This window comes from Paenibacillus agilis, from assembly GCF_007786455.1.
Classification (GTDB): domain Bacteria; phylum Bacillota; class Bacilli; order Paenibacillales; family Paenibacillaceae; genus Paenibacillus_B; species Paenibacillus_B agilis.
The window spans coordinates 143,198-169,568 of sequence record NZ_VNJK01000001.1 but is presented as its reverse complement, the minus strand read 5'-3'; the positions used below and the strand labels follow the sequence as shown (position 1 = coordinate 169,568).

Annotated in this window: 24 protein-coding genes; 6 read left to right on the top strand and 18 right to left on the bottom strand. The window is 41.6% G+C overall.

The annotated features are described in order from the left end of the window. Nucleotides 1-147 precede the first annotated feature (147 nt). Both FPZ44_RS00695 and FPZ44_RS00690 read right to left on the bottom strand, forming a co-directional pair. On the bottom strand, nucleotides 148-1,080 hold the full coding sequence (locus FPZ44_RS00695; RefSeq protein ID WP_144986459.1) for a manganese-dependent inorganic pyrophosphatase: 933 nt from the start codon (nucleotides 1,078-1,080) through the stop codon (nucleotides 148-150). Between the two features lie 160 nt (nucleotides 1,081-1,240). Further along, nucleotides 1,241-1,960 (bottom strand): MOSC domain-containing protein, encoded by a 720-nt coding sequence (locus tag FPZ44_RS00690; RefSeq protein ID WP_144986457.1) that lies wholly within the window; start codon nucleotides 1,958-1,960, stop codon nucleotides 1,241-1,243. Nucleotides 1,961-2,150: 190 nt separating this feature from the next. On the opposite strand from FPZ44_RS00690, the gene FPZ44_RS00685 reads away from it, so the two are divergent. Further along, the gene (locus FPZ44_RS00685) at nucleotides 2,151-2,465 is read left to right on the top strand and encodes a hypothetical protein (protein WP_144986455.1); all 315 of its coding nucleotides are present in this window, start codon (nucleotides 2,151-2,153) and stop codon (nucleotides 2,463-2,465) included. Between the two features lie 147 nt (nucleotides 2,466-2,612). Beyond that, entirely contained in the window at nucleotides 2,613-2,915 is a 303-nt protein-coding gene (locus FPZ44_RS00680; RefSeq protein WP_144986453.1) for a hypothetical protein, read from the top strand. 38 nt (nucleotides 2,916-2,953) lie between these two features. On the opposite strand, the gene FPZ44_RS00675 is transcribed toward FPZ44_RS00680, so the two are convergent. Together FPZ44_RS00675 and FPZ44_RS00670 are read right to left on the bottom strand one after the other, a co-directional pair. Continuing rightward, complete coding sequence (locus FPZ44_RS00675) at nucleotides 2,954-3,292, bottom strand: hypothetical protein (RefSeq protein WP_144986451.1); 339 nt, start codon at nucleotides 3,290-3,292, stop codon at nucleotides 2,954-2,956. 14 nt (nucleotides 3,293-3,306) lie between these two features. After that, nucleotides 3,307-3,921: an HAD-IA family hydrolase gene (locus tag FPZ44_RS00670; protein WP_144986449.1), complete on the bottom strand. Its 615-nt coding sequence runs from the start codon at nucleotides 3,919-3,921 to the stop codon at nucleotides 3,307-3,309. 158 nt (nucleotides 3,922-4,079) lie between these two features. Between FPZ44_RS00670 and FPZ44_RS00665 the strand changes: the two genes are divergently transcribed. Then, nucleotides 4,080-5,054 (top strand): aldo/keto reductase, encoded by a 975-nt coding sequence (locus tag FPZ44_RS00665; RefSeq protein WP_186785861.1) that lies wholly within the window; start codon nucleotides 4,080-4,082, stop codon nucleotides 5,052-5,054. Nucleotides 5,055-5,232: 178 nt separating this feature from the next. On the opposite strand, the gene FPZ44_RS00660 is transcribed toward FPZ44_RS00665, so the two are convergent. The 4 genes from FPZ44_RS00660 to FPZ44_RS00645 form a co-directional block, all read right to left on the bottom strand. Next, nucleotides 5,233-6,015, bottom strand: coding sequence for a thioesterase II family protein (locus tag FPZ44_RS00660; protein ID WP_144986447.1), 783 nt, complete (start codon nucleotides 6,013-6,015; stop codon nucleotides 5,233-5,235). Nucleotides 6,016-6,196: 181 nt separating this feature from the next. Further along, nucleotides 6,197-7,375, bottom strand: coding sequence for an NAD(P)/FAD-dependent oxidoreductase (locus tag FPZ44_RS00655; protein WP_144986445.1), 1,179 nt, complete (start codon nucleotides 7,373-7,375; stop codon nucleotides 6,197-6,199). A gap of 64 nt (nucleotides 7,376-7,439) precedes the next feature. Continuing rightward, on the bottom strand, nucleotides 7,440-7,874 hold the full coding sequence (locus FPZ44_RS00650) for a DUF1641 domain-containing protein (RefSeq protein ID WP_144986443.1): 435 nt from the start codon (nucleotides 7,872-7,874) through the stop codon (nucleotides 7,440-7,442). A gap of 219 nt (nucleotides 7,875-8,093) precedes the next feature. Next, the gene (locus FPZ44_RS00645; RefSeq protein WP_144986441.1) at nucleotides 8,094-8,276 is read right to left on the bottom strand and encodes a hypothetical protein; all 183 of its coding nucleotides are present in this window, start codon (nucleotides 8,274-8,276) and stop codon (nucleotides 8,094-8,096) included. 316 nt (nucleotides 8,277-8,592) lie between these two features. Between FPZ44_RS00645 and FPZ44_RS00640 the strand changes: the two genes are divergently transcribed. Beyond that, nucleotides 8,593-9,588 carry a phosphotransferase gene (locus FPZ44_RS00640; protein ID WP_144986439.1) on the top strand — a complete coding sequence of 332 codons (996 nt, stop codon included), beginning with the start codon at nucleotides 8,593-8,595 and terminating at the stop codon, nucleotides 9,586-9,588. 98 nt (nucleotides 9,589-9,686) lie between these two features. On the opposite strand, the gene FPZ44_RS00635 is transcribed toward FPZ44_RS00640, so the two are convergent. The 10 genes from FPZ44_RS00635 to FPZ44_RS00590 form a co-directional block, all read right to left on the bottom strand. Next, nucleotides 9,687-13,490 (bottom strand): S-layer homology domain-containing protein, encoded by a 3,804-nt coding sequence (locus FPZ44_RS00635; RefSeq protein WP_144986437.1) that lies wholly within the window; start codon nucleotides 13,488-13,490, stop codon nucleotides 9,687-9,689. Nucleotides 13,491-13,743: 253 nt separating this feature from the next. After that, the gene (locus tag FPZ44_RS00630; protein WP_144986436.1) at nucleotides 13,744-14,943 is read right to left on the bottom strand and encodes a response regulator; all 1,200 of its coding nucleotides are present in this window, start codon (nucleotides 14,941-14,943) and stop codon (nucleotides 13,744-13,746) included. Next, complete coding sequence (locus tag FPZ44_RS00625; protein ID WP_186785860.1) at nucleotides 14,940-18,089, bottom strand: ATP-binding protein; 3,150 nt, start codon at nucleotides 18,087-18,089, stop codon at nucleotides 14,940-14,942. The genes FPZ44_RS00630 and FPZ44_RS00625 overlap by 4 nt, the downstream gene beginning before the upstream one ends. 533 nt (nucleotides 18,090-18,622) lie before the next feature. Then, nucleotides 18,623-19,429, bottom strand: coding sequence for a VOC family protein (locus tag FPZ44_RS00620; protein ID WP_144986432.1), 807 nt, complete (start codon nucleotides 19,427-19,429; stop codon nucleotides 18,623-18,625). Between the two features lie 216 nt (nucleotides 19,430-19,645). Then, nucleotides 19,646-20,347, bottom strand: a complete 702-nt coding sequence (locus tag FPZ44_RS00615; protein ID WP_144986429.1) for a hypothetical protein — start codon at nucleotides 20,345-20,347, stop codon at nucleotides 19,646-19,648. A gap of 179 nt (nucleotides 20,348-20,526) precedes the next feature. Then, the gene (locus tag FPZ44_RS00610) at nucleotides 20,527-21,600 is read right to left on the bottom strand and encodes a hypothetical protein (protein ID WP_144986427.1); all 1,074 of its coding nucleotides are present in this window, start codon (nucleotides 21,598-21,600) and stop codon (nucleotides 20,527-20,529) included. Nucleotides 21,601-21,693: 93 nt separating this feature from the next. Continuing rightward, nucleotides 21,694-22,221: an RNA polymerase sigma factor gene (locus tag FPZ44_RS00605; RefSeq protein ID WP_144986423.1), complete on the bottom strand. Its 528-nt coding sequence runs from the start codon at nucleotides 22,219-22,221 to the stop codon at nucleotides 21,694-21,696. Nucleotides 22,222-22,422: 201 nt separating this feature from the next. Beyond that, complete coding sequence (locus FPZ44_RS00600; RefSeq protein ID WP_186785859.1) at nucleotides 22,423-23,358, bottom strand: MBL fold metallo-hydrolase; 936 nt, start codon at nucleotides 23,356-23,358, stop codon at nucleotides 22,423-22,425. Then, the gene (locus FPZ44_RS00595; protein WP_144986421.1) at nucleotides 23,321-23,953 is read right to left on the bottom strand and encodes a hypothetical protein; all 633 of its coding nucleotides are present in this window, start codon (nucleotides 23,951-23,953) and stop codon (nucleotides 23,321-23,323) included. Before FPZ44_RS00595 ends, FPZ44_RS00600 begins: the two co-directional genes overlap by 38 nt. A 15-nt stretch (nucleotides 23,954-23,968) precedes the next feature. Beyond that, nucleotides 23,969-24,340: an alpha-helical endospore appendage domain-containing protein gene (locus FPZ44_RS00590; protein ID WP_144986419.1), complete on the bottom strand. Its 372-nt coding sequence runs from the start codon at nucleotides 24,338-24,340 to the stop codon at nucleotides 23,969-23,971. A 286-nt stretch (nucleotides 24,341-24,626) separates the two neighbouring features. Here FPZ44_RS00590 and FPZ44_RS00585 point away from each other — a divergent pair, with 286 nt between their 5' ends. Together FPZ44_RS00585 and FPZ44_RS00580 are read left to right on the top strand one after the other, a co-directional pair. Then, nucleotides 24,627-25,118: a cation:proton antiporter regulatory subunit gene (locus tag FPZ44_RS00585; protein ID WP_186785858.1), complete on the top strand. Its 492-nt coding sequence runs from the start codon at nucleotides 24,627-24,629 to the stop codon at nucleotides 25,116-25,118. A gap of 2 nt (nucleotides 25,119-25,120) precedes the next feature. After that, entirely contained in the window at nucleotides 25,121-26,347 is a 1,227-nt protein-coding gene (locus tag FPZ44_RS00580; RefSeq protein WP_144986417.1) for a cation:proton antiporter, read from the top strand. The last annotated feature ends 24 nt before the right edge of the window (nucleotides 26,348-26,371 follow it).

Sequence of the window (26,371 nt, the reverse complement as noted above, 5' to 3'; positions counted from 1 at the left end):
TACAATCGAACGTCTGTTTCCTTCCTGTTTTTACAATTTTATATGTAAATATGAAAAAGGCTGACTCCTGAACAGATCAGAAATCAGCCTTTACCTTTTGAATCATTTATTTAAAGAAGATGCTAGAGATAAATAGCTCTCTTACTTCTAGAGACTGTTGAACGCCTCAGTCAACACAGGTACGATTTGAGACTTACGGGATACAACACCTTTAAGAACGGCTTTGTTGTCATCCAATGAAACATTGTAAGCTTTCTCTACTGCGTGTGCAGCTTGTCCAACCGCAAGACCAACGGAATCATTGTTCAAAATGTCCGTAACTACGAACAAGAACAAGTCCAAGCCTTTGTCAGCAACGATTTTGTTAAGAACCGCTTCTACTTCTGCTTGACGGCCCAATACATCGTTCACGTCTACTGCGTTTACTTGTGCGATTTCAACTTTAGCGCTGCCCATCGTGAACTCTTTGGAGTCGATCGATACAAGCTGCTCGATTGTTTTGTCGCTTAGATCCGCACCAGCTTTCAACATTTCCAAGCCGTATTGCTCAGCATCTACACCAGCGATCGCTGCAAGCTCACGAGCTGCATCGATATCTTCTTGCGTGCAAGTTGGAGATTTGAACAAGAGAGAGTCGGAGATGATAGCGGAAAGCATCAAGCCTGCTACTTCTTTACGAACAGCCACACCTTTCTCTTTGTAGATCTTCAACAAAATTGTCGCTGTGCAGCCAACTGGCTCTGCACGGTAGTACAATGGTGCAGCTGTTTCGAAGTTCGCGATACGGTGGTGGTCGATAACTTCCAACACTTGAACTTGATCGATATCGTTAGCGCTTTGTTGACGCTCATTGTGGTCTACCAAAATAACTTGCTTCGCTTCGCTAGCAACAGCTTCAACAAGTCGAGGTGCTTCTACATTAAAGTGCTTCAATGCGTAAGCTGTCTCACCGCTTACCTCACCAAGACGAATAGCTTCTACGTTCAAGCCCAATTCTTTTTTCAATTCAGCGTATGCGATAGCGGAGCAGATTGTGTCCGTGTCTGGGTTTTTGTGTCCGAAAACTAGAATTTTGTCCATAACTAAACTCCCTTTTTAGTCGATTTTAGCGATGTAAGTATACCTTAGATCTTAATAACCAATCAAGATTATACCTTGAATCTTTGTTTATTCCTATACCTTTAGTAGGATTTATTTTCCTATAACAAGAACTTTTTATCAAAATGAGTAAAACACAGCGTTATACACTGGACACATACAGCTTATCGCCTTCTTGGATATGCCCTTCCTTCTTAACGGAGGCATATACGCCAAAGTTCATATTCATTTCTGCGTTTAAAGTTTTCAACAAAGAGGAATCACGTTCCAATGTAACTGGATCAAGTGTAGTAATCGCACAGCGAGAGCATTCCTCATCCACTTGCAGCTCTACATCCCCTACCGTAAGACGTTTACCAATCCACTCTATTTCTGATTCAATACCTTCCTCGACCGCGACAACGATGTTGGCACGGAATCTGCGATGATCGACAGGCTTGCCCCATAAAGCTTCAAGCTTACGCAAAGTCACATTCGTTACAATAAGGATACTGGCCGCATCGACAGACATCAGCTCCGGATCAGTGGGATTCGGTGCTCGATAGCTTGTCATCGACATTTTTTTCTTCGAATAAGATTGAATCTCTTGCAGTAATTGTTCATCCCATCCAAAAGTCCTTCCATCTGGCCCAGTGACTACAATTCCGTCATCGACATGTTTGGCTTGGTAGGCAAGCATATTTGGAATTTGACGCGCAGTAAAGAAACTATTCCAGCCCTGCTTCGTCTCATCATAAAAGGCACAAAATCGATCCCCATACAAACCATATGATTCGACTTGGCACGATTCCAAGCGTTCGCCACCAAATGATTTAATAGGATATCGGTTAATTTCGATAATTTTCCCTACGCAAGTAGTCAAAGTTCTCTTGCCCCTCTCTGTATAGACATGATGCTTTAACAAATTGAAAAATGAATTATGTTCAACCTCACATGACTGCCTTACATATTTCGAAATGGATGTAACAAAAGAACGGAATAGCCTACTTCTATTATATGGGTGCAAGGAAACTTCGTACAACGTAATATCACATACAAAGGAGAGCCGCATTATGAATTATGAAATGATTTTTGAGCACAAACCACTATTACTTCGTATCTATCAGCTTATTAAGAGATTGAATGATTCAGAACAAAGTATCACTGATAGCTTATTAGAAGAAGAGCTAAAGACCATTCTCGAACATCAAAATAGAGAGACCTTAATAATAATCAAAACGATTACAATAATCGGTCGCCGTGAGCGCGGATATGTATACACAAATGTTAACGATGATGGTAGTGCTTTCGAAAATATGATCAAAATAAAAATATCCGAGCCTCCTGAGCAATTATTTCAAAAAATATGGGAAATATCTTATCTATGATAAAAAAGAAGACATAATCTCTCTGTTGGTTAGGAGATGGATTCAGCCATCTTTTATCGAGGGTATGCATATTTTGAAACTTACGTAACACAGAATTCGATCATTCGATGCTACCGGAACTTTGAATCTATATGAGGAGGAAACAAGTTGATCGTAGAAATTAATTTTACCCACCATTCCAATTTTATGGAGATCAGAGATGGCCTCCATATAAGCGCTCGTGAGCTGCAGCGCGAATTCGATGACTTCATGTCCAAACTGAAAGGCAATAACTTCTTTAGGGAATTTCATGTCTTCGCAGATCCCAATGGGGAACCTCATTCCGGTTATGTAGGCGTATTTGGAGCAGAGCATTTTATAGCGTGGATAAACGTAGAGAAATATGGCGAGCAAGTAGCTTGGTCGATCAATAAGCCTGAGCGTGAGCCGGATGAGATCATTTATTTTTAAGACTCTGTGATGTTTAAATGTTAAATGATATATGGTGATTAAGGGGCTTGCCTCTCTTTTTCCATCTCCAGAAAATAATCACATATAGGCTTACATATATTTTGAACAGACATCCGCATTAATAATTCTTTTACAGAAATTTTGTTATCTGTATAGTTTTGAATCGCCGCTGTAAACACCGCATAATCTGTATAATCCTTGTTTGCATCAAGATTAGCCTTAGGAAATTGTCGATTGAAGGACTGGCACATTACTTCTAATTTATCAGGACTTACTTTGATCATAGAAACATTTGGAATGAAAGTGATAAGAAAATCAATTTCATTCGAACTTATTGGCTGCTCTTCTAGCCATTCTAGTATTGTTAAATCATCCATTCTGTTCTACCTCTCTAAACTATCCTCTTCAATGATTCAGGAGAATGACAAATCAGATCTGCATCTTTTAGCAAATCAACAGAATCATATCCCCATGTAACAGCGACTATTTTCACCCCAATTTTCTTACATGCCTGAACATCTCGAAGTTCATCCCCAACATATCGTATATGCTGCAAATCTATATGATACTTCCGAGCAACATGCCTAATTGCATGATGCTTTCCAAATAAATTGGTGACGGAATGTACGAAATCAAATACGTTCAATTGGTGCACTTCTAAGAATGATTGAATAATATCCTGTCTATTTGAGGAGAGTAAGCCAAGCGAATACCCTCTTTGTTTTAAAGAGTACAGAACTGAAGGGATACCCTCAACTGGTTGAAGTTCTGTAGCTAATTTTCTATATTCCTTTTTGCCTTCTATAAGAAGAGTCGGCAATCTATACATGGGGATATTCAAGACACGCATTCGATCAGGGATAGACATTTCTGACAAATGGTCAATTTCATCACTAATTATTGTACGTCCACCATATTTCACTGCTAGCTTATTCAAAACATGGATAGCTAACTCTTTAGATTGGACAAGCGTTCCATCAAAGTCAAAAATCAAATATGGTTTCATATCTCCCCTCCTCATTTCATAATATTAGCATAAATATACTTTTTGGTAACAATAGTTTGAATCTCGCCCAAGTCCATAGTATCGTAAAAGAGTAAAAAGATTAAATGTTAGCAGCATCTTAAGTACCGAGAGTTCTATGAGATAAGGAGAGATTTCCGTTGCCAAACATCCCGTTAAATCGCCGTAACATCCCTGCCAGTCAGCTTGTATTAGGCTGCATGGGGCTAGGCGGAGCTTGGAATCATGACCCGATTACGACTGAGCATGTAAAGCAAGCGCATGAAGCAGTTGACGCAGCGCTTTCGATTGGCATCAATATGTTCGATCATGCTGATATTTACACAAAAGGTAAAGCAGAGCAAGTATTCGGTCAAGTATTGAAAGAAGACCCTTCCTTGAGAGAGCAAATGATCATCCAGTCCAAATGCTGTATTCGACCTAGCGAAGCACCTGGTATGCCAGGAAGATACGATGCCTCTGAATCTCATATTACTCATAGCGTAGATGGGATATTGCAGCGCCTAGGGCTTGAATATATCGATATCTTACTGCTGCACCGTCCAGATCCGCTGATGGACCCAGAAGAGGTTGCGCGCACGCTCGATAACCTTCATACAGCAGGCAAAGTACGCTGGTTCGGTGTATCCAACATGAGCGCAGGACAAATTCGTTTGCTGCAAGCTTACAGCAAGCATCCATTTATTGTGAATCAGTTGGAAATGAGCCTAGCGAAGATTGGCTGGTTGAATCAAGGCGTACAGGTGAATACGGACGCTGCTGCTCAAGATACGTTCCCAGAAGGCACGCTTGAATACTGCCGTCTTGAAAATATTCAGCTGCAAGCATGGGGACCACTCGCTCAAGGCGTATTCTCTGGACGCAGCTTGGATGGCCAGCCTGACAACATTGTTGCTACGTCAAAACTTGTACAGCACATGGCTGCTGACAAAAATACTACGCCTGAAGCCATCGTATTGGCATGGCTTATGTTCCACCCTGCTAGTATTCAACCAGTAATCGGTACGGTTAATCCTGACCGTATTCGCGCTTGTAAAGATGCAGGAAGCGTTGTGCTTACGAGAGAGGAATGGTATTCCCTGTACGTCAGCTCTCGCGGAGTGCCTCTGCCGTAATTCATATGTTAGGTACAATTTTATAATAAAAATGGTGCTGCCCTCATTTAAATACCTAAGGGCAGCACCATCTTATTTATAAGCCTGAAGCAGTCACCGCTTCATCTACTTAGAGTTCTAATTCCGCTTATCATTACGTGTTGCATTGTATTGGATGAGTGGAGTCGTTATTCATTATTTATAACTTCACCACTTGCCCACTTGTATAGGAGAGCTGGAGCTGTTGTTGAATAACAGATGCGAGTCGATTCATACTATGGTGAATATAGAAATGATCACCTTCCATTTCTACTAAATCAAAGGTGCTCTCTGTCACCTCTCCCCACTGTGCCATCTCTTCAACAGAAACCATAGGGTCATTCGCACCCGCAAATGCCGTAATAGGAACGTCTAACTTCCCCTTATCTTGATAGCAATACGTCTCGCATAACTCCAAATCCCCACGAATGATAGGCAGTGCCATATTCATCAATTCTTCGTTATGTAATACCCATTCGGGCGTGCCATTCCAGTTCTTTATGGTATCTTTCAACTGCTGATCACCCAACTTATGACGTTCGGTCTTCTCTCTTCTAGGCGTATGCGGGCTGCTTCGTGCAGAAACAAATAAATGTTCAGGCCGCAAACCGTATTGCTCTTGCAAATGACGGGTCATTTCAAAAGAGATTAATGCACCCATACTATGTCCAAAAAAAGCAAATGGCATCTCGCCTAGAACGCGAATCAACCCTTGCGAAATACAAGTAACGAGTATATCAATTTGAGTAATAGGCGGTTCCATCAATCGTGCACCTCTCCCCGGAAGGTGAACGGAAACAACCTCAACACTTGAATCAAAAGCATCTGACCAACTACGGTACAAAGAGGGGCTTCCACCTGCATATGGAAAGCAAATCAATCGGACCGCTGCGTTGCTTTTTCGTGTCGTGCGATACAACCATGGATTTCCCCAATGTGCCATGATTTTATTTTCCTTTCCATTTTCTCAGTCTTTGTAATTCGAGATCTTACACGATTTAGTGTTTTTTGTCATTGATAGATTTTGTCGATCGATTTGCGAAAAAACAAATAAGCTAGTAATCGCACGAAACGAAATTCGTCGATTCCTAGCTTTGTTGAATATAGTCGAAAAAGAACTTCTATTAATAAGCATATGCGAATAATGCTCGAATATGTGCGAGGTATCTCGTTTTACTTGCCTCTTTCATCAAAGATGCAGGCAAGCCCGTTAACAAAACTCCGCTGGCTCCAACCGATGCAATGGCATCCTTTCTCCCTAAGCTGGCTATTTTTCCAGAGAAAGTAGGCTCAAAAATTTGCATCGTGCCATTGTTTAAATAAGCAAACACATTGTATCCGGCTGTTTCCCCCATTTGCCAAGCTAATTGTGCAGATGGAGGATAAGGATGCCCTTCTTCGTTACTAATAATTGCACTGTCTCCCACTACGAAAATAGCCGAATTGGAAGTAGATTGTAAATAGGAATTAACGGTTGCACGGCCTCGTTCTACTTCAATACCACAATTCGCTACGATTGTATTGCCTTGTATTCCTCCAGTCCAGACTAGCGTATTCGCTTGAAGCGACTGGCCGTCTTTTAGCAGCACCTTATTCCCTTGAACCTCAATAACAGGCGCTCCATTTATAAAATGAACACCACGCTTCTTCAGACTTGTTTGCGCTCTGTTCACCAGCTCGGCCTCAAAGCCTTGTAAAATGGTTGGAGACGATTCGATATTATATAATTGTACATCCTGGGAATTTACACCCATACTGCCGCACCATCTGGGCAGCATATCTGCCAATTCTCCTACTAACTCCACACCAGTAAGGCCGCCTCCACCGACGACAATCGTCATGTCTGCCAGATCTCTCGTATTTCGATAAGCTTCGATACGGTCTTTAATATGATTGCGAATCCGGTTCGCATCTTCTACCGACTTGAGTGTAAAGCTATTCTCCCTAAGCCCCGGAATTCCGTAGAAGGCTGTTTCACTGCCGAGTGCAATCACGAGCGCGTCATATGCATGTGTTGTACCGCTTGCCAGCTTAACTTGATTGCGATCAGGCTTAATGGATACGACCGTATCGATACATATATCGATCTGCTTGCCCTGCAGCAATCTTTTCAAAGGAAGTGCTATCGCTTTTTCGGAAATATTATCAGCAGCAAGTCGATGAAGCTCTGTCATAATTTGATGTGTTGGATAACGATTAACAACGATAATTGAAGCTTCCTCTGCTGTCATATACTTTCGCAGTGTAAGAGCGCTAAGCAAGCCGCCATAGCCTGCGCCTAGAATAAGTACCTTTTTCATCAAGAGTACCTCCATCTCCTAGTAAAGTGAACTTACATGAGTCATCGTTCTTCCAACGAGCCGGACTTTAGCGACGCTGATGCCGTTGTTCTGTCAGTTCTAGAAAGACCTTTGAGAAACGAAGCATATGCTGGATTTGGGGGTCTTTCAACATCTGGATTAAACCGAAAATTCCTATTGTCGATGTCTGCTGCTTCGCCCGTTCATTGGCCTCCATCGCAGTTGATGTGATTGTTTTCGCTTTCACTTGTAAAGGATCAACAATATCTTCTAAACTGCTTTTCATATCTGCAAGAAATTGTCTATCTTTAGACAATTTCTGTACAACCTCATATGTTTCAGTTGCTGCTTTTGTGATTTCGACTAATTTGGGCAAATGATTCAAGAGAACTAGCAGGGATTGCTGTACTTCAGGCTTAGCTAGCTGTTGCAGCAAAATGGTTAGATCCACTACTGTCTGTTCTTCAGTTACATGGCTGCGCTCCTTACAGGTTGCTTCCATTACGAACACTCCTCTGCTCTTAACAAATATTTTGCACATAATACTCGCTGCTAATTTTTCAAAATAACTTTGTGATCCTTTTCACTTTGAACATTGTGTGAACTTTCACTTACAGTAAATCATATCCATCTTCAATTGTAAATAGTTGTTTGTGATTTTTTTCTCAATTTTAAACAAAAAAGCAGGGCAGGCATATCACTCCTACCCTGCTTGCTCTATTTACAACGGATCTGCATGTTTCACCGCATGTTCCCAGCTAGGGAAGTAGAACAATGCACTTCTCATCAACTCGGGGTCACTTTGCTTTACTTGCTTTTTACTCACCGAACCTCCACTCGATACGCGTTGACGTATTCGGGCGATCACCTCGTCAGGCTGTAGGGAAATATCCAACAGACTCACCTCCTCCTGCACTTCGTTATTCCCAATTGTACCCAACACGGCAGTAAGCTATACGAAATGGACCCCATCTATACAAGAAGAACCGAAGGCAGTATCAAGTGATTGCCACTTGATACTGCCCTCGGTTCCAGCCTTTAAATAGCTATATGTCAGCAACGTTATCAACATCGCTATAATTCCATGAATTGTAAAATATATTTAGAAAATACCCTATTCAACATCATATCTTAACGGAAAGAAATAGTCTATATTTTTTCATTTCTTTTCCTTATAGTAAGGGGGCCGGCACAATACAAAAGACGGAGTGTTGCTAACGATGATGGCCTACCAATGTCACCTTGATCCAAGCGATCTACAAACGCATGTTAAGAACATTTTTGGCACGGAATATGTGGTCGCAAATGTTGTAAATATACAAGGCGGTGCCCAAAAGGCAGTCTACAAAATTAACTGCACGAATCAGTTTAGCTTTGTACTCTACGTTTGGGATCAGACTATTAATTATTTTCAACAAGAAAGAGAGGAAGAGCAGCAGCGATCAGAGCAGTACTGCGGCAGTCAGTTATTTGCACAGAATTATCACTTTTTGCGACAGCTCAATGTTCGAATCCCTACTGTATATCATCTAAATCAAGATAGATCGCATGATTCATTCGACTTTGCGTTTGTTGAATATATAGATGGTCTCCCTTCAGATGCCTATTTCCAAGCTAGTCGTGATGTGCAACATAAAATATTTACGAAGTCAAACGACATGCTTGCAGCCATTCATACTAATCAAAACAGTACTTATGGAAAATTAGACGAGCTTGGAATGAACAACGAGCCTTGTCACCTATCGATTATGAAAAACGCACACAAGCAGCTTTCTTTTACTGCCCAATATATAAACTATATAGATGAACAGCAAGCACAACTATTTGATGTTATTCACGAACTAGAATTGCGAATTAAGCCGCGTCAGACGTACCATTTCATCCATGGTGAGCTTGGCCCTAACCATATTGTCATCGACAAGCAGCTTGAGCCATGCTTCATTGACATCGATGGCGCCATGTTTTTTGATCTTGAGTTTGAGCACAGCTTCATGGCGTTTCGCTTTGATGAACAGTATCGCTATTTCAAAAATAATGCCTTGGATCGCAATCGAATGCTGTTTTATAAGCTGCATCATCATATTTCCTATACTGCAGGTGGTCTAAAGCTGCTGCAAAGAAATTTTCCTGACCGTCAGCTGGCTGAAAGCATCGTTTCATTTAATTCCAGATGTGTACTTGAATTTCTTGCAGGCACGGAACATATGAAGTTCTAATTCATTCGAAAAAATAAACCCGCAAAAGAGCCAGTGCCATTGGCTGTTTGCGGGTTCCTTTACCACTTACTTTTTAAATATAACGATTGCAATGCAACTTACTTGGAAATAAATTTTTCACCTTTTGCAGGTACGACTTCAGCTGTATGTGCTTGCGATGCTTCCTCGATATCACCATAAGCCCAATGAGTCGTTAACACATCACGCCATGTCGGCTTAGTCACTTCCAACAAAGGACCGCGCTCCAACAATCTGTTCACCAGCTTAACCGCTTCTGCTCTTGTAATCGAAGCATCAGGGCGATAGCTGCCATCTTTGTATCCATGAGCCGCTCCTGCTTCTACAAGCGCGGTAATATGCTTCTGAGCCCAATGCCCTTGTACATCTTTAAAGCTGCTTGGCTTTGTAGACACTAGCTGTTTCCAACGAGCAGCAGTTGCTGCCATCTCAGCTCTCGTAAGCGGACGGTTCGGTTCGAATGAATCTTCACCAACACCAATCATGATTCCTTTCGCACTTAACGATTGGATAGCCGCAAATGCCCAGTGGCTCGTTTGAACATCCTTGAAACTAGGTTCAGATACTGAAGTTGATGCCGCTTTACCCTCGCTGAGTTTCCACAACATTACAGCTAGTTCTGCACGAGTAATGGATTTCTCAGGACGGAATGTGCCGTCTTTAAATCCTTTTATATATGGCTTATGCTGAACGGACTTCACACTTTGATTATCTTTATTTGGATCTTTGTCCTTATCTGTTTCTTTCGTTCCTCCCGTTGTCGGAGGTACTATGCCGCCTGTGGAACCACTACCATTAGTTACCGCGTCCATTTTTACAATCGTAAATGTACTGAACTTATTAATGACGATGGACAATCCGATAACGTTGCCAGCAGTATCGCGCTCGATAACTCCTTGCTTCAAATCTTTACTGCCATCACTATGTTGAATATACACATACAAAGACTTGAAATAAGCAGTTTGTGCGGCAGAATCTGCCGGAGCTTGCAGTCTGTCTAATGGGAATACAAGCTTTGTCTCACGATCCGAGTAGTTCGTTTCAATAATCATCGGTGTACCAACAAGCTTTACTTGTTTTGTTCCTGCTGTTTGTTTCACTAACGCATCATTTTTAGCCTGATCCGTTAACGTCTTCTTCTGTTGCTCTCCACGAATCGGTACAAAACGGAAGAACAGATCATTGCCGTCTTGCTGAAGTTGATTCAACGTTCCTTTTGCCAGTACAATATGCGCTCCAGCCGTCTCGATAATCAAATCCAATCCATTCGCAAGTGGAGAATAAGCCGCAATCGGCACCTCTACTGCTACTTCATCTGCTGGATCAGTTGGAAGATCAGCTGCGATAAGACGGATGGAAGATTGATTATTCGCTTGTGCCTTCACACGTGCTGATTCCGTCTTAGCCGGATCAACGACCACTTTGTCTATTTTCGTTCCATCTGACATGGTCTTACGCGTAATGACGTTATTCTCTACATTTTCAGCAACGTTTCCTGCCTGAATAGGTACCGTTCTAGAGCTATCTTCTTTCACAATTTGCAACGAGCTCTTTTTCACAATAACGAGGAACGTACGCGGCGCTTTTACGCCATCTTTCTCAACAGTAGCGGTCATCCATACAGTTGTATCTTTATCTGGAGAAGGGGTGACTTCTCCCTTTTCGTTCAACACAGACGGGTCACTCGATGTCCACTTCACCGCTGTATTGTATTTGCCTTCTGTCGGCAATATTACATTTTTCGTTACACTTTCCCAGCTATCCCCGTTTGCATAGCCGATGGACAGTTCTTTTAACGCCTGAGCTACTTCGCTTTCTTTCGATTGACGTGTCGCTTTAATGGTATATACCGTTTGAGTAAGTCCATCTTCTGCCGTCACAACTACCTTTAATTCGTTAACACCAACTTGCAATGGGAATGTATATCCACCCGTTAACGGATTGTATGTCGCCCCAATTACCGAGATATTGGAATTTGGACTATACACAAGATCCGTGACGGACAACTGATCAATTTCATGCCCGACATTCACTTCGTATTCCGTTACACTGCTAGAAAATACAGGGCTCATCGTCGCCGGTGACACTGCTGCATGCAGCAGCTGTGCATTTCGGCTCGGCTGCTTGTTCACATTTATCGTATACGTTTTCTTCGTCGTGCCATCTGGCGCTGTGACTTCAACTTGTATGACATTGTCTCCCGTCTTCAACGGAATAAGGTCAGTCGGTTGATTGCTGTTTACTTTTACGCCATTTACTGTCAATGTAGAACGGGGATTGTAGACAGCCCCCGTTACCGTAATGTTGTATACATCTTCGGTAACCGACACCGTGTAATCGGTAATATCTTTATTAAACGCAGGGCTTAATGTGCCTGGTGTTGTAAAAATACTAAGAAGATCCGCGTTGTTACTTTCTGTCACATCAAACTTCGTCGAACTGTGGACTGCACTTACTCCATCCACTTTTACTTTGATGTAATAGCTCGCTTTATTTAACACAGCTGTCACTGGCAATGTTACAGTCGCATTGTTATTTGTTACTGATCCACTTGCCGTTATAGCAGGGGACAGAGACCGTTTATTTTCGTCTACCAATTCCACTTGTACAGCAGCACCGTCAGCAACATTTGCTGTTTGAATCTCAACAGGTACGTTTATTGCAGTGCCCACTGCCACTTTATTAGAAGCAGCTGTCACACTAGAGATGACAGGTAGTGTCGCATTTATCGTCGTAGTCGCGCTTCCGACATTAGTAATCGTTTGATCCTTTTGCGATGTTCCCGTCAGTGTAATCGTATCTGTTCCTACTGCCCCCGCGGGAACCTGTACTTCAACTGTTACCGTTTTGATTGCTCCATTACCAGGGACGCTAACACTTGTGCCTTCAACAATGCTTACATTCCATCCATTAGATGATGTTGCATATAAGTCGAACATACCTGCATCCTTTTCGAAATTTTGAAGCTTAAATTGATAAGCTACTGTACTGTTAGGAGCAGTCGTTTGTGAAGGAGGCGCTATAATTTGCAAGGAGCCAGCAGTGGTCCACATTTCTGTCGATTGAATGACCCATTTTTCATTAGCGCCCAATGTTTGACGATTCCATTGCAATTGATAGCCGGCATCGAGATAGGCCGAATTGGATGTATTCGACAATTGCCCATTACTAGCCTCTGTGTTCCCATTATTATATTGGCCGCTAAAATAACGGTCAGCAGGAGATGTGTTCTTCCCAGCAAAGCCCATTAACCCAAAAAGATTCATATCCTTATTTTTCACATAAACCATGTTCAACAGTGGGTCCCAGTAGGACATTGCACTATCTTCTCCACCAAACGTTGCATCTCCACCATGGAATAATTTAAGATTGCTGTATGTTTTAGTAGCTGATTTATTTTCAATGGACCATTCTTTCTCGATGTATCTTTCATTTTCAGGATAATAGATTGTCTGCTTCAATTCCAAGTTCCCTGAGTCAAGCTGCCATGTTACTACAATTGTATGTTCATCAGGTCTGGTAATTACACCTTCGCCTAGTGGTGCATTTTTTCCAGTTGATTGATTACCAGCAAAGTAAGGGGAGAAATGCCTCGTAACTGCACCTGATTCTGTGAAAAACAGATTCGTTCCCCAATCGAAGTCTCTAAAATATTGCCCTACATAACTCGTCCCTTGCCATAAGTAAGCTGCAAGTGATCCATCATTTTTTACGGTAACCTTCAATGGCTCCTGTACACCATTTAAAAGTTTTCCTCCAATGGTATGCTGCTCTACAGCAGCTTCCACCTTCGTTGCAAAAGGTGCTAATACAATTGAACTGATCATCACTATAGCTAACATAAATGCATATATTCGTCTTGGATTATGTTTTTTAAATGCCAATTTTCATACCCCTTCGCCCTTATTTTTTAGGTACATATACCTAATCCTTATGAATCATCATAGTAATAGTCACTGAACAAACACTGAAAAAGAGTGTTTATTCGCTTTTTCTCGACAAGCTTTCAATGTGACACGTGACGACTTTATTTTTCATGAAACGCAAGAATGTAAAGGTACCTTATAAAAAAACTGCCTACCTATTGGCAGACAGTTCTTTATGTATCTGTTATTCCTTTTATATGGGTCAACCATTTTACAAATTAACTTCATAATCTTCTTTAAGCAGCTTCGCAACATAATCATACCATTCAATAGGCAGTGATTCTCCCAGCTCACTTTCGAACTGCTCCTTGTATTCCTGTATAAAACTTTTTGCTTTCGCTTTTTCTCCAACCGCAATATAGCATTCTACCATTTGAATCGCGTAATCTTCATTCCACGGCTCAAAATTAAGCAACTTGCGTGCATAGATAATTGCTTTCCGATAATCCCCTTGCTTCTTTAAATGGCTAACTGCATCTTCCATCAGCCATATAAATCGCTCCCGCAGCTCTTCACGATGGACAGACATCCAAAGATTATCCAACCCTTCGCACCAATCGCCACGATACAACGTCAATTTCTCTTCCCATTTCTCAATATTAGTTAGCAGAGATGGAAGATTCATAAGCTCGTCCCTATCATGCCATATATCTGTTAACACTAACCGATACATCCGATCACGAAACGAAACGTGAATATGCTCCTGCAGCTCTTTCTCTGCTACAGCGCGGCGGAGCTGGTATACACAGGTATGTACATATTGTTTTGCTTTGTCAGGGTCAGAGTTAGGAAATATATCCGTAATAATCTGGTCTAAACTGACCGCATCCTTATACAGCAAATAAGCAAACAATTCTTCGACCTTAAGCGTACGCCACTTTACAAGACCAGCATGGGATTGTATTTTCAAACGTCCCAAGCTATAAATACGGGGTACACTCGATTCCATTAGTGCTGCGCTCGGTATGGATGACGGCTCAGAAGTGTGCTGCTCATGCACGCGCCCCATTGATGTCGCTTGCTCATTCTCAATGTTCGTTTTTCCTGATCTTCGACGATGAATGCGGCTTAATGATAGCTGCAATCGCTCGGGCTTGACGGGCTTTAGTATATAATCGATCGCACTTAATTCGAATGCCTGGATTGCGTATTGATTATAAGCTGTTACGAATACGACTTCTATCATAGGCTTTTGCTCTAGAAGCTGTTCCGCAAATGCCAAGCCATTGATGCCTGGCATCTGTATATCCAGCAGAACGATGTCTGGTTCATGTTGAAGCGCCCACTCCAGCGCTTGCTGCGCATGTGAAAATAAAGTGATTTCCCCTGCTAATGGTTCTTCTCCCAACATATCTTCCATCTCACCTAGTGCAGGCAGTTCATCATCTACAACAAGTATACGATAGGTCATATGCTCCCCTTCTCTGCACGTATTTTCATCGTTATAACCGTACCTCCGCTTTCAAGACGACGAATGTCTAAATATGTTCCATACATACTTCTCAAACGGCCATTAATATTAGCTAGTCCGATTCCCTTTCGTTTCCCGTCAATTGGCGGCGCGGCTGCCGTTACGTCCAACTTAATCTCGTCCAACGAAATTCCTACCCCATCATCCGATACAGACAATTCAATCCAGTCCCCAACTTTACGGGAGGAAATAATAACCGTACCACCTTCTACTTTTTCCATAAGTCCGTGGCGAACTGCATTTTCCACGATTGGCTGCAACAATAGCGGTGGCATATGGAAGTCCTTCATTTCAAAACTATATTCCACATTTAAACGGTCGCCGAAACGTGCTTTTTCCAGCGATAAGTAAGCTTTAATGAGCGCAACCTCTTCTGAAAACGGAATTACATCTGCCTCATTGTCAAAGTCGAAGCTCCCCCGCAAGAAATCACTTAACGCATGCAATAGCCTTCTCGTTGCATCCGAGTCTCGTTTACTCATCCACGATATCGTATTAATCGAGTTGAATAAAAAATGCGGCTTAATTTGAGCACGCAGCATGTCCCGCTCCGAATGAACTAACTGAACAGCTGTTTCTTTTAGCTGAATTAATGTTTTTACGCGTCCTTTCAAATCGGTCCAATCAAAAGGCTTATGGATAAAATCATTAGCTCCTGCTTCAAATCCAGCCAAGTTCATTTCGGTATTCGAACCAGCTGTAGCCATCAATATTGGCAGCTCTAAGGAGTGATATTGCTGGCGGATTTCACGGCACAGTTCAAAGCCAGACATTTTCGGCATCATGACATCCATAATGCACAAGTTGAAGCGATTGCCATCTTGCAGCAGCTTCAAGGCAGCTTCACCGCTCCTTGCCGATTCACAAATATACCCTTCGATCTCCAGCAAATTAATAAGTGCCTTCAAGCTCGCATAACTGTCATCGACGAGCAAAATACGAGCCTTACGGTTCCTAGCATCCGTCGATGATGCAGCTGTTAGTTCACTTGCTTGATGCAATTCTATAGAAGCAGCCTGTTCTTGAACATGTGCCGCCGTATAGGATGAAATATGGTCTACGGAATACGAGTCCTTTAATAGGTCATTATGATCTACTATGTGCTGACTGGAATCTGCAGCAGGAAGTGTAAAAGTAAAGGCACTGCCTTCTCCAAATACAGAACGAACGGAAATTCGCCCTCCTTGCAGTTCAATTAACTGCTTCGTAATGGAAAGCCCTATTCCGATCCCTGTCGTATCGACATACCCTTTTCGCTCCAACTGTTGGTATTCCATAAAAATTCGCTCCAACTGGCTTGATTCCATCCCAACTCCTGTATCCGTTACCGTAATCGATTCCCAACTGCCTTGACGAACACATGACACGGTAATAGATCCGAACGATGTGTGCTTAAGTGCATTATCCAACAGGTTATATAAACTCTGAAGAACTCGATTTTCATCGGCAATGACATAGTGCTTACCGGGCTCAACGTGATTTCGCAACTCCACTTCATCGTTATGATTCAGCCGATTAAATATATCTAACACGACCCAGACCAATCGATAAATATCAACCGGCTCAGTATGCAGTCGAATTCGGCCGTTCTTCACTTGCTCATGATCCAAAATATCTTTCACTAGATAGCTTAATCGCTGCGCTGTACCATTTACGAGACGCAAATCGGACTGCTGCGCAGCATTCAATTGACCGCCTGAACCACGGATCATCGATTGACTAATATTAATAATCGCATTCAGCGGCGACTTCAATTCATGAGAAGTACGAACTAAAAATTGCTCCTGGTCTTTCATCTGCCTCGCCAGCTGCTCCGACAATTGCTTAATCCGATTAAAGGCAGTCGTAAATCGACTGGAAAAGAACAAACCTTGCGACAGCACGAAAATGGGGACACCGACGGGCAGCATGTATGTAAGCGTTCCGACCCATACCACTTTAAATACCATCAATAAAATGACCTGCAAGACAGCCAACATACTAACAAGCATATACATGGAACCTGCTAATTTGTGCTGCACAGCCCTCACAGATACAACCATCATATATACAACGACAACGTTAAGAACGAGTAACAACAAATACGTAAATCTAGAAAAAAAGCTCATAGGAGTAAATAGCGCTACCAATGTGATGAGCAGCGTTAACCAACCTATTACTTTAGCAACCTTAACGGATGCATGCGGTTGAAATTGATGACAAATATGTGCGGTGAAAAAATAACCTGCGGCAGCACCAGATATAAGCTGGATCTTCACATTCACTTCGAATGATAAATACGGCAAAAATTCCAAGAGCACTTTTTCACCATGTGAAGCCACATAAAGGGCACTAAAAAAACAAAACAGTGGGTAAAAGATACCTGCTTTCCCTTCGCGCCTATGGAAACTTTCTCCGGATAAGTAAACGGTCATAAATAATAGGCAGACAATAATGGACACATCCACATAGCCCCTACGCTTTTCCAATGCATGTATTCCTTCTGGTGTACCGATATAGATCGGCTCAGAAACACCTTGGTTCGCATAAAAATCAAAGTTGGATGCTTGCAGCACCAGCTCAACTTCCCCTTGATCTGTGGAGAAATAACCATTATACGGTCGGTTATCAGGCGTTGAAGTATCCGAACTGCTGCCAACTTGCCCTGTCGATCCAATAAGCTGGCCATCTGCATACATTCTGCTAGCCGTCTTTACATTCGTTACCCTTATCGCATAATTATTTTGGTTCGACGGCAGCTTGAGCTTTATACGATACGTTGCAACATACACGTCATCATTGAGAAAAGGTTTCCATCCATTAGGGTTCCATTGATGAGGGAGCCTAACAAATGCAGCATGTTCAGGTTTAACATACTCGGATAAGTGCAGTTGATGGGGGATATACTCCCACATTCCGTCAATTGGGATCGCTCCCTCGTCCTCCATACTGCATAATGAGAAATTCATAATTCCCTGCTCGCTCACCGCGCATTTTTCAGTACGAATATCAAATAACGGTACTATAAATAAGACGAATAATAGCATAATCCATAAACATATGATGGCTGCTGGTATGCGGCGTAGTTTATTCCACACGGATGTCATAAGATGTGAGACTCCCATTCTTCTAGGCAGTAATATAATGTACTTCTGGAATAATACTACTGCTTACAAGAATTGTTGTACAAGCAAAAAATACGGATTTATTTATCTAAGCCTTCTAAAGACTCTGAGTGCAAATGCGGTATGTAAAGCACGGCTTGAGAAAACGAAGCAGCAAGCGATGGACTTCACAACAAGCTTGTGGACAAAGGGCGAGGTTAAAAGGGAATTCCTCTATTCAAATTGGCTACACAAATAAAGGCAGGATCAACTCCATAGAAATAACCGAACACGCATAACAGATAGATTTATATATAGTTTTAAAGTGAATGACAATTGTGCAGTTATTTAATCTACAAATATGCTTATTAGGGCGATTATCCGCAAAAATGCATTTAATTTTGCCGATTTCCTTCGAATAGCCCATAATCGTTGAAAATAACTGCACTTTTGTCCTAATTGGTCTCAAAATGCTGATTTCTACTTAAAATAACTGCATTTTTGTCCATATAAGGATTCCGCCTCATTCAGACGAGTTACAAATTCTCATTATTTGAATATCCTGCACGACTGCTGGATGTCATTCTCAGTTCTATTCTTAGTTCCTGAAGTCGTTCTATAAATTCCGCAACATTTTCTTTTTCATCTACAGTTAAATCAATATGTTCAGCTTCTTGTAATGCCTCATTCGCCTTATCCTCTTGTTCTAACAAAACATAAATTTCGGTTTGCAGCACTTTAGCTTTAAATAGGAATTCATTCGGCACATCAACTTTAAACTTGAGAAGAGCTACCTCTATTGTATTTCTAGCAGCTAAAAAATCTTCTTTCGAAAAAGCAAAGCGATAAGCCTGCACGTATAATTTTTCAAATTTAGATTCTAGTGCTTTCACTCTTTCATCCTCTGTCTTCATTAAGCTTTTTGAGTCCCCTAGGCTTTCACCTATGATAATCGTATTTCCAGCGGGATCTGTAATGTTTACTCTCCAATCTTCGGCTGTTTGATTCAACCGTGAAAACCTTGGCGTCCCTTTAGATGGAATTTTTCCAAAGTACGACTTTAAGTTTGCTTTCAGTTCGTCATAAATGGCCCGGATATTGGGTACTACCACATAACAACCACTTATATTTCCTTCCTCTTCGAACTTTTTAACACCGTAAAAACTAAATTCTCCAACTCCCTCTTTTTGTACAGAAGCAAAACGATAAGGAGACTTTTGATAATAACTCATCTCGAATCCCATAGCGGTGTAAAACTCCAAGTGTTTATCAAATAAATCGTAATCACAATTAAAAATCGGAATTGTTCGATTTCGGTTTAATTCTTGCAGCTGTTTGTCCATAAACAATCATCCTTTCTATCGGGGTAGAAAGCCATTTTACCAACTCAGAAAAATTATTTCCTATTATTTTTTATGGAAATCACTATCAAAATATGAATTACATTCAGTACATCAGCTGTCGGCTAACAATTGACCTCACTGAACATAGATACATAGAAAAAAGAAACGACAAAGCGTAATCAGCCCTATCGTTTCCTTGCTTTGTTCCCTTACTTATTAAACGCTCTCTGGAAGCGAAGCAATTAACGTTCCTGGTGAAATTTCCAAACTATATTCAAACGGCAAACCCTTATGAGGATATTTGGAAGTAGGAGATGGCCAGTGCACTTCAGCACTAGATTGGCCTGACCCATGTGGTGTTGGTGGGGTTGAGTTGCTTGCTGTACAAGTAATCCAGCTGCCGGCAGAGTCTCTATATTGAAACTCACTGCAAGTAACAGCGCTGTGGGTGGTCGCCCAATCTGGCAACGGATCCGGAACGCGACCAGCAGGGAAGTTTTGATCACAAGCCCCCACAACGAGTCGCACACTCGTTAATGTGCTATAAGTTCCTGGAAATGATTTTACGACGGCTCCATTTACAATGTAGTCCAACGCTGTCTTATCTGCGTTAATGGATAATTCAATCGGAACGACCTGACCTGGTCTAAAGCTCCAAGTATCGTCCCCACCGCTTCCATTACGAGCCCACGTATAAAACCAATGCCACTTATCACCTTGATGCTTAAAACTTGTCGAGATACCACACTCAACATGATGCCCAGAACCATCTGCGGATAAATAAAAGTTAATAAACCCATTGCCATTCCTGGCTAAAATAGCAGCAGCAGTTGGAATAGTCATCGTTGTTTTTACCCCTGTAACACCATCAGAAGGTGTATACCATCTGGCCAATTTTGCATATTCCGTCGTACTCATATTTAAACCTCCTTTATTTTGAAACTCAGAGTTTCGGGGAGAACATCTGGCGAAGACGTTCCTTCTTCTTATTACCCAGATGGAAACTCTGAATCATGCAACAAAGCGAGATGTACGAAGCGAACAACTACCCTTGAAATAAAAATATATTTGTACAGCATGCATAAAGCAAATAACTTCTAAACCAGTCGCTGCATACTAATAAGATTGCCATACTTATCAAATCTAGCGAGGATAGATTCTTCGCCCTTGCTACTAAACGTATAAACTTTCTTAGAGCTCGATACTTTTACTTTGTATGTAGATAAGTCTTTACCGAACATTTTCTGAGCCGCAGGGATCGCTATTTCAACAGCCTGTTCCTGTGTCAATTGGACTTGTTTCTGATTGTGCGTCTTAGGCGATACATCGGCAGAAAAGAGCTTCCCCGTCTTACCATCAATATAAACTTGAGATTCAATCGCATATGCTTTATTCCCATTCTCGCCTATCTCTACATGTTCATATTTTGCAATATCGGCCCTTTTAATTTCAACCTTCCTTTTAAACTCCCATATATCTACTACCCCTTTACTCTGAGAGTTTCGGCGAATATAGGTAAAAGACGCAAATTTACCGTCTCTTAAGCACTTTACAGCCTGCTCCGCTGTCCGCATAATCTTTCCATCCACATTAGAAGCTTTGAATTTGAAGCTATAGTAAGATGGTTTGCACGTCTTCAAGTCAAGTTCTATAGATTGTTCGTCCTTCGTAATAAAGGTAATCGACTGTCTATTCCTCCATTCATTAATCGAAAAATCTACACGCTCCCCTGTAAAGACGGCCTCTGCCTTAACTTGCTTGACAACTGCGTTCGCTGCCTCCAATTGCTTCTTGTACTTCCCTTTCATCTCTGACATCGTAAGTAAAAGTGAAAGGTCAATTACTTTTCCGGAAGCGGCATCCACATTTATAACTGCACTCCGATCTTTATTTTCAATTCGCCAGCCCTCGGCCTTATTTTTACCTCTGAAAATTTCCATTTTGATGGCAGTCTCTAGCTTAACTCTTTTCCCATCCGCATAATGATTGATTGCTTGTTCTACTGTTTTCTTTATCGCAGAGTCCAATTCCTTATACGGAATCATTTTCGGCTCAATTGTAAGTTCCATACTTTTATGCTCAATGCCTTTGCTAGCCGGAATCGCTAGAATGGACGCGGGTGCAAAAAGGCTGCATACCAATAGTAAAAGGATGATTTTATTCTTTTTCATCCTTGATATCCCCAAACGTATTATTGAATTTGTTAGCACTATTCTATCTTTCCTTTCCATGTTCCTACTACTTGCAAAATAGAGTGCATAGCGTTATGAAACTTCACCTCTCATCAGCTTTTTCCGCAGCTTTCCCAGCCCGCGATACAGTATCGTTTTCGTTGATCCCAAAGGAAGTTCTAGCAAATCTGAAATCGCTTGGATCGTATATCCTTTATAAAATTTTAGCGTAATGACACTCTTCTCCGTCATATTTAACTCATCCAACAATTGCTCTAGCGTTACAGCAAGGGGAACATCCTCTTCCGATACAAATCCACTATTGTGCTCCGTAAACTCAGGTGGAAATGGAATAATCTTCTTTCGCTGATTTAATATATAAATGGATTGGTTAATGGCAATTTTCATCATCCACGTCTTCACATATTGCGGCTCTCTTAAGGTGTCGATAGACCTAAATGCATGATAAGCAGTCTCTTGCACGACATCCAACGTATCATCTTTATTTTTCACATACATATAGGCAATACGGTAAATAGCCTCCTCATAATGTTGAAATAATTCCAAGAAGGCCTTCTTATTTCCCTTCTGTGCCTTTTTCACGAGGTTATGTATATCCATGTAGTCGGTATCTCCCTTCCCACTTCTAATTAGATCACAATTGGTGGAATTTGGATTTACAATTACTTAATTTTCTTGAAAATCCCCTCCATTTATACGCAAACATTCACATATCCCTGCACACAAAAAAACGCCGTTTTGAATTCGGCGCCCGCAAGATATTTATATGTAATTTTCTCTTCATCGATGAACCATAACCTATCACGACTTAGCAGTACGAGCTACCGATTCATTTGCTTGTGAACCCTTTATAAATAAAAGTCCAGTCTCGACATAACAATCAATTCGCCTTAAACGTTTCAACTCCGTTAAGAGAGTCCTTACGATAGCGCATACTGCCGCATAAGCCACATGGTTATCCTCTATTTCATAGTAAAGCTGTACTTCGCTCACAATCTGCTCATACGTCTTAGGCTTCTCACGAACCAATTCCTCTATATGCTGCAGACCCTGTTCCAACCGCTCTATATGCTCTTCAATTAATGGCGAGACATCTGTATATATGCCACCGTGATTTAAAACAAAGGCGGAAACATCATATTTGCGCAATTTATTAAATGTAGCTCGCGTACTTTTTATATCATTGAAGTATAGAAGCTTCTGACGCTCTAACGTCTGATGACCAAATAAAGCATCACTGCAATACATCACATTATCAGGCGTAATGATCCCTATCATGCCTGTACAATGTCCTGGCAAGGTTACAATCATAAATGCATTCCCATTAATATCAACTGGGCCATCTTCATAGGAAAATATGTCGGTTACCGTTCGTTTTCCTGCCTCATGCTCATCTAGTAAAATAGCTTCCCCAGCCGCACATTGTCTCTCAAGCCAAGGATATTGCACGAATGGCGCTGCTAGCTCTGAACTATAAATTCGAATATTCGGATACCTATCTTGAAAGTATTCATTTCCCCCGCACTGCTGAGCATGTCCATGCGTGTTAACAATGGCACCTACGCTATATCCTTGATTCGTAATCATTTGATCAAGAGCTTTAGCAAATGCTGCGTTCGGTCCGCTATCAATCAAAACAGCACTATTATTTGTTCTATTCAAGTAAACACCCACTGACCATTTCCCAGACAAATAATAACTAGATCCGCCTGCGTTCAATAGCTGTAACTTGGCCATCTTGTTTAACACTCCTTCCTTGATGTGCATGACTATCATTTAACTTTTTTACCGACGTCCAGCTGCCGATTTTAGTCAAAATGTAATTGTCGTCCGGATTGGAAGTTGGCCGAGTACCTTGCTCGTGATTGAAAGAATGAATGTCCGCTCCAACAGCCAGTTTTTGTTCCCATGAGGCTTGCTCACTCGTAGTATTGCCAATAATGAATTCGTCATCATGCGCCAGCTGATCTGAATAATAGCTTTGCAGCTCGTAAAGTCGCTTCATCACTTGTCTTCCTATTAGCGGATTGTCGAACGGCCAACTTTGAAGCATAGTAATGGCATAATTGATGTCCTGCATAAATTTCTCTGCATAATCACCAGTACTTCTCGTGCAATCTCCTTCTCCAAAGCCTTGTATTTCTGCAATGGATAAGTCACTCCAGCTCAAATATTTGTGAAGGTCAGAACCGATATGTACCATCATCGCCAAATCATAATCAACCAGCCGCCGCTCACTAGGTTTCATAGATGCTCTTTTACTTTTAAGCGCCCGCAATAATTGAAATAATGCTGCTAATAAAGTTGCTGCCGCTTCGGTTCTCCTTTTCATAACACATCTCCTCTATTAAAAATCAAAGCCTTGATCATCGTTTTCTAATAATTCCGCTTCATTATTATCTTCATCATTGAGGGATGCGGATTGGATGTTTTTTTCGTGCAGAGTTAGATGAACAGCCTTGGTTAACTTCTTGAATAGAACACTCTCAGCATTAAGGAAAGATTCCATAACTTGAACGCAGGACTGATTGAATTGAATAATCTCTGCTGAAGACGGATTACTGGGAAAATCTCGCTTTCGTCCAATAAAAGCAAGCATCTTATCCGCCTCAAACTGCATTAGATTGGAAAGCGTCTTCTCTTCCAACGCAATTGATTCAAACTGTTTTTCAAGAGTATCCGTTTTAGTAGAAAGACTAGCCATAGATGGAATCTTCATTTCGCTCCTTCTCCTCTCATCTTGCCCATTTTATTGTATGACTGACACTCTACCAATTATTACTACCTTTCATAGAAGAGACTATCATTTGCATACCAAAAAGGTACTATTATTCTGTTTCTACTAATAAATGCGTTCTATCTCCTCACTAAACCTATTTAAAGCATCGCAGACGAATTTTTAGGGTAAGTTTGAATCCCCCTACATTAAATGTTTATCTCACCCCTATAATAGGTTATAATGTTTATGGCAATATCATTTTTTTTCGACAGGAGGTTTAAAAAGGGTGAACATTAGAGAAACGGATCTACCAGGAATCGGCAGAAAGTACCAAATGGAATCTAGAAGCGGGGATAAGTTCGTCGTCATTATTCATGATGATGGGCGTCGTGAGTTGTATCATTTTGATTACGACGATCCGGATGAGAGTATTTCCATGGTTACGCTCGAAGATGAAGAAGCTCGTCAAATGGCAGCTATTATCGGGGGCATGACGTACAAACCGAAAGCATTAGAGACGATTGAGGTTGCTCTAGATGATTTGACAATTGAATGGTACCGCATTGAGCCTCATGCGTCCTGCATCGGTAAAACAATCGGCGAAGCCAATGTTCGTCAATCGACAGGAACGACGATCATTGCAGCTATTGAGAAAGAAACGAAACACATTAATCCTGGTCCTGAGTACGTCTTCAAAGCTGACACAATGCTTGTTATTGCTGGGGAACGCAAGCAGATGAAAGCCTTAAAAGCTATGTTACAGAACGGGAGTCGGTAATTATGGATCACCTGGTTCTTGAAGTTGGACTAGCCATCATTCTCATTGCCCTAGCAGGTTTATTGGCAGCCAAAATTCGCTTCTCCGTCATTCCTTTCTATATTTTAGTCGGTATGGCTGTAGGGCCTCATGCTCCACAACTCGGTGTGCTTGATTTTAGATTTATAGAAAGCGCAGAGACGATTCACTTTTTAGGACGTTTAGGTGTACTATTTTTACTCTTCTATTTAGGATTAGAATTCTCTGTTGGACGACTGATCAAGTCAGGGAAATCGATTGCGGTCGGTGGAACGATCTACATTGCAATTAACTTTACGCTTGGACTTGCGTTTGGCTTTCTTGCCGGGTTTCCATTTGCTGAAACAATGGTATTGGCAGGAATCACGACGATATCGTCTAGTGCAATCGTAGCGAAAGTACTTGTAGATTTGAAACGGACGGCTAACCCCGAGACCGAAATGATACTAGGCATCATTATGTATGAGGATATTTTCCTCGCAGTTTATCTCTCTGTTCTCTCGGGTCTTGTTCTAAGCGATGAGTCCTCCTTGCTTGGTGTAGTGCTCTCTGCTTCTTACGCACTTGGATTTATGCTTCTATTCCTCGTCGTAGGTAGAAAAGCTGCACCACTACTGAACAAGCTATTGGATATAAGATCGAATGAGCTCTTTATCCTTCTTATTTTCGGATTGTTGTTCTTTGTGGCTGGACTAGGAGAAACGATTCATGTAGCTGAGGCGATTGGTGCATTGCTGTTCGGTCTTGTACTGGCAGAAACTACGCACATGAAGCGTATCGAGCACATGATTTTACCGTTCCGTGATTTCTTTGGGGCATTGTTCTTCTTCAGCTTCGGACTAACGATTGAACCTAGCACGTTAGGTGGAGCAGTAGGACTTACACTTGGTGCAGTTGCGCTTACGTTGTTCGGTAACTTCCTTGCAGGCATGCTCGCAGGAAAAAGTGCTGGATTGTCCAGAAAAGCTTCTGCTAATATTGGACTAACGATTGTATCACGTGGTGAATTCTCCATCATCGTTGCGAATATTGGTATCGCGGCTTCCTTGAGCCCTACAATCCAACCATTTGCCGCTCTGTATGTATTGATCTTGGCCGTACTTGGACCTCTCTTAACGAAAGAATCCAAATTAATCTATAAAGGATTAAATGCCATCTTCCGTTGGGAAAAACCAAAAGAAGCTAAAGAACGACGTACATCCAAGAGTTAAATGCAGTACCATAGGATAGACAGA

Coding starts and splice junctions, on each gene's coding strand:
- FPZ44_RS00650 (WP_144986443.1), bottom strand. CDS start 7,874: ATGGAAGCAACCTGTAAGGAGCGCAGCCATGTAACTGAAGAACAGACA.
- FPZ44_RS00620 (WP_144986432.1), bottom strand. CDS start 19,429: ATGGACAAACAGCTGCAAGAATTAAACCGAAATCGAACAATTCCGATT.
- FPZ44_RS00590 (WP_144986419.1), bottom strand. CDS start 24,340: ATGAAGATTCCATCTATGGCTAGTCTTTCTACTAAAACGGATACTCTT.
- FPZ44_RS00610 (WP_144986427.1), bottom strand. CDS start 21,600: ATGAAAAAGAATAAAATCATCCTTTTACTATTGGTATGCAGCCTTTTT.
- FPZ44_RS00600 (WP_186785859.1), bottom strand. CDS start 23,358: ATGGCCAAGTTACAGCTATTGAACGCAGGCGGATCTAGTTATTATTTG.
- FPZ44_RS00675 (WP_144986451.1), bottom strand. CDS start 3,292: ATGGATGATTTAACAATACTAGAATGGCTAGAAGAGCAGCCAATAAGT.
- FPZ44_RS00630 (WP_144986436.1), bottom strand. CDS start 14,943: ATGACCTATCGTATACTTGTTGTAGATGATGAACTGCCTGCACTAGGT.
- FPZ44_RS00615 (WP_144986429.1), bottom strand. CDS start 20,347: ATGAGTACGACGGAATATGCAAAATTGGCCAGATGGTATACACCTTCT.
- FPZ44_RS00660 (WP_144986447.1), bottom strand. CDS start 6,015: ATGGCACATTGGGGAAATCCATGGTTGTATCGCACGACACGAAAAAGC.
- FPZ44_RS00670 (WP_144986449.1), bottom strand. CDS start 3,921: ATGAAACCATATTTGATTTTTGACTTTGATGGAACGCTTGTCCAATCT.
- FPZ44_RS00595 (WP_144986421.1), bottom strand. CDS start 23,953: ATGAAAAGGAGAACCGAAGCGGCAGCAACTTTATTAGCAGCATTATTT.
- FPZ44_RS00605 (WP_144986423.1), bottom strand. CDS start 22,221: ATGGATATACATAACCTCGTGAAAAAGGCACAGAAGGGAAATAAGAAG.
- FPZ44_RS00640 (WP_144986439.1), top strand. CDS start 8,593: ATGATGGCCTACCAATGTCACCTTGATCCAAGCGATCTACAAACGCAT.
- FPZ44_RS00580 (WP_144986417.1), top strand. CDS start 25,121: ATGGATCACCTGGTTCTTGAAGTTGGACTAGCCATCATTCTCATTGCC.
- FPZ44_RS00625 (WP_186785860.1), bottom strand. CDS start 18,089: ATGACATCCGTGTGGAATAAACTACGCCGCATACCAGCAGCCATCATA.
- FPZ44_RS00685 (WP_144986455.1), top strand. CDS start 2,151: ATGAATTATGAAATGATTTTTGAGCACAAACCACTATTACTTCGTATC.
- FPZ44_RS00695 (WP_144986459.1), bottom strand. CDS start 1,080: ATGGACAAAATTCTAGTTTTCGGACACAAAAACCCAGACACGGACACA.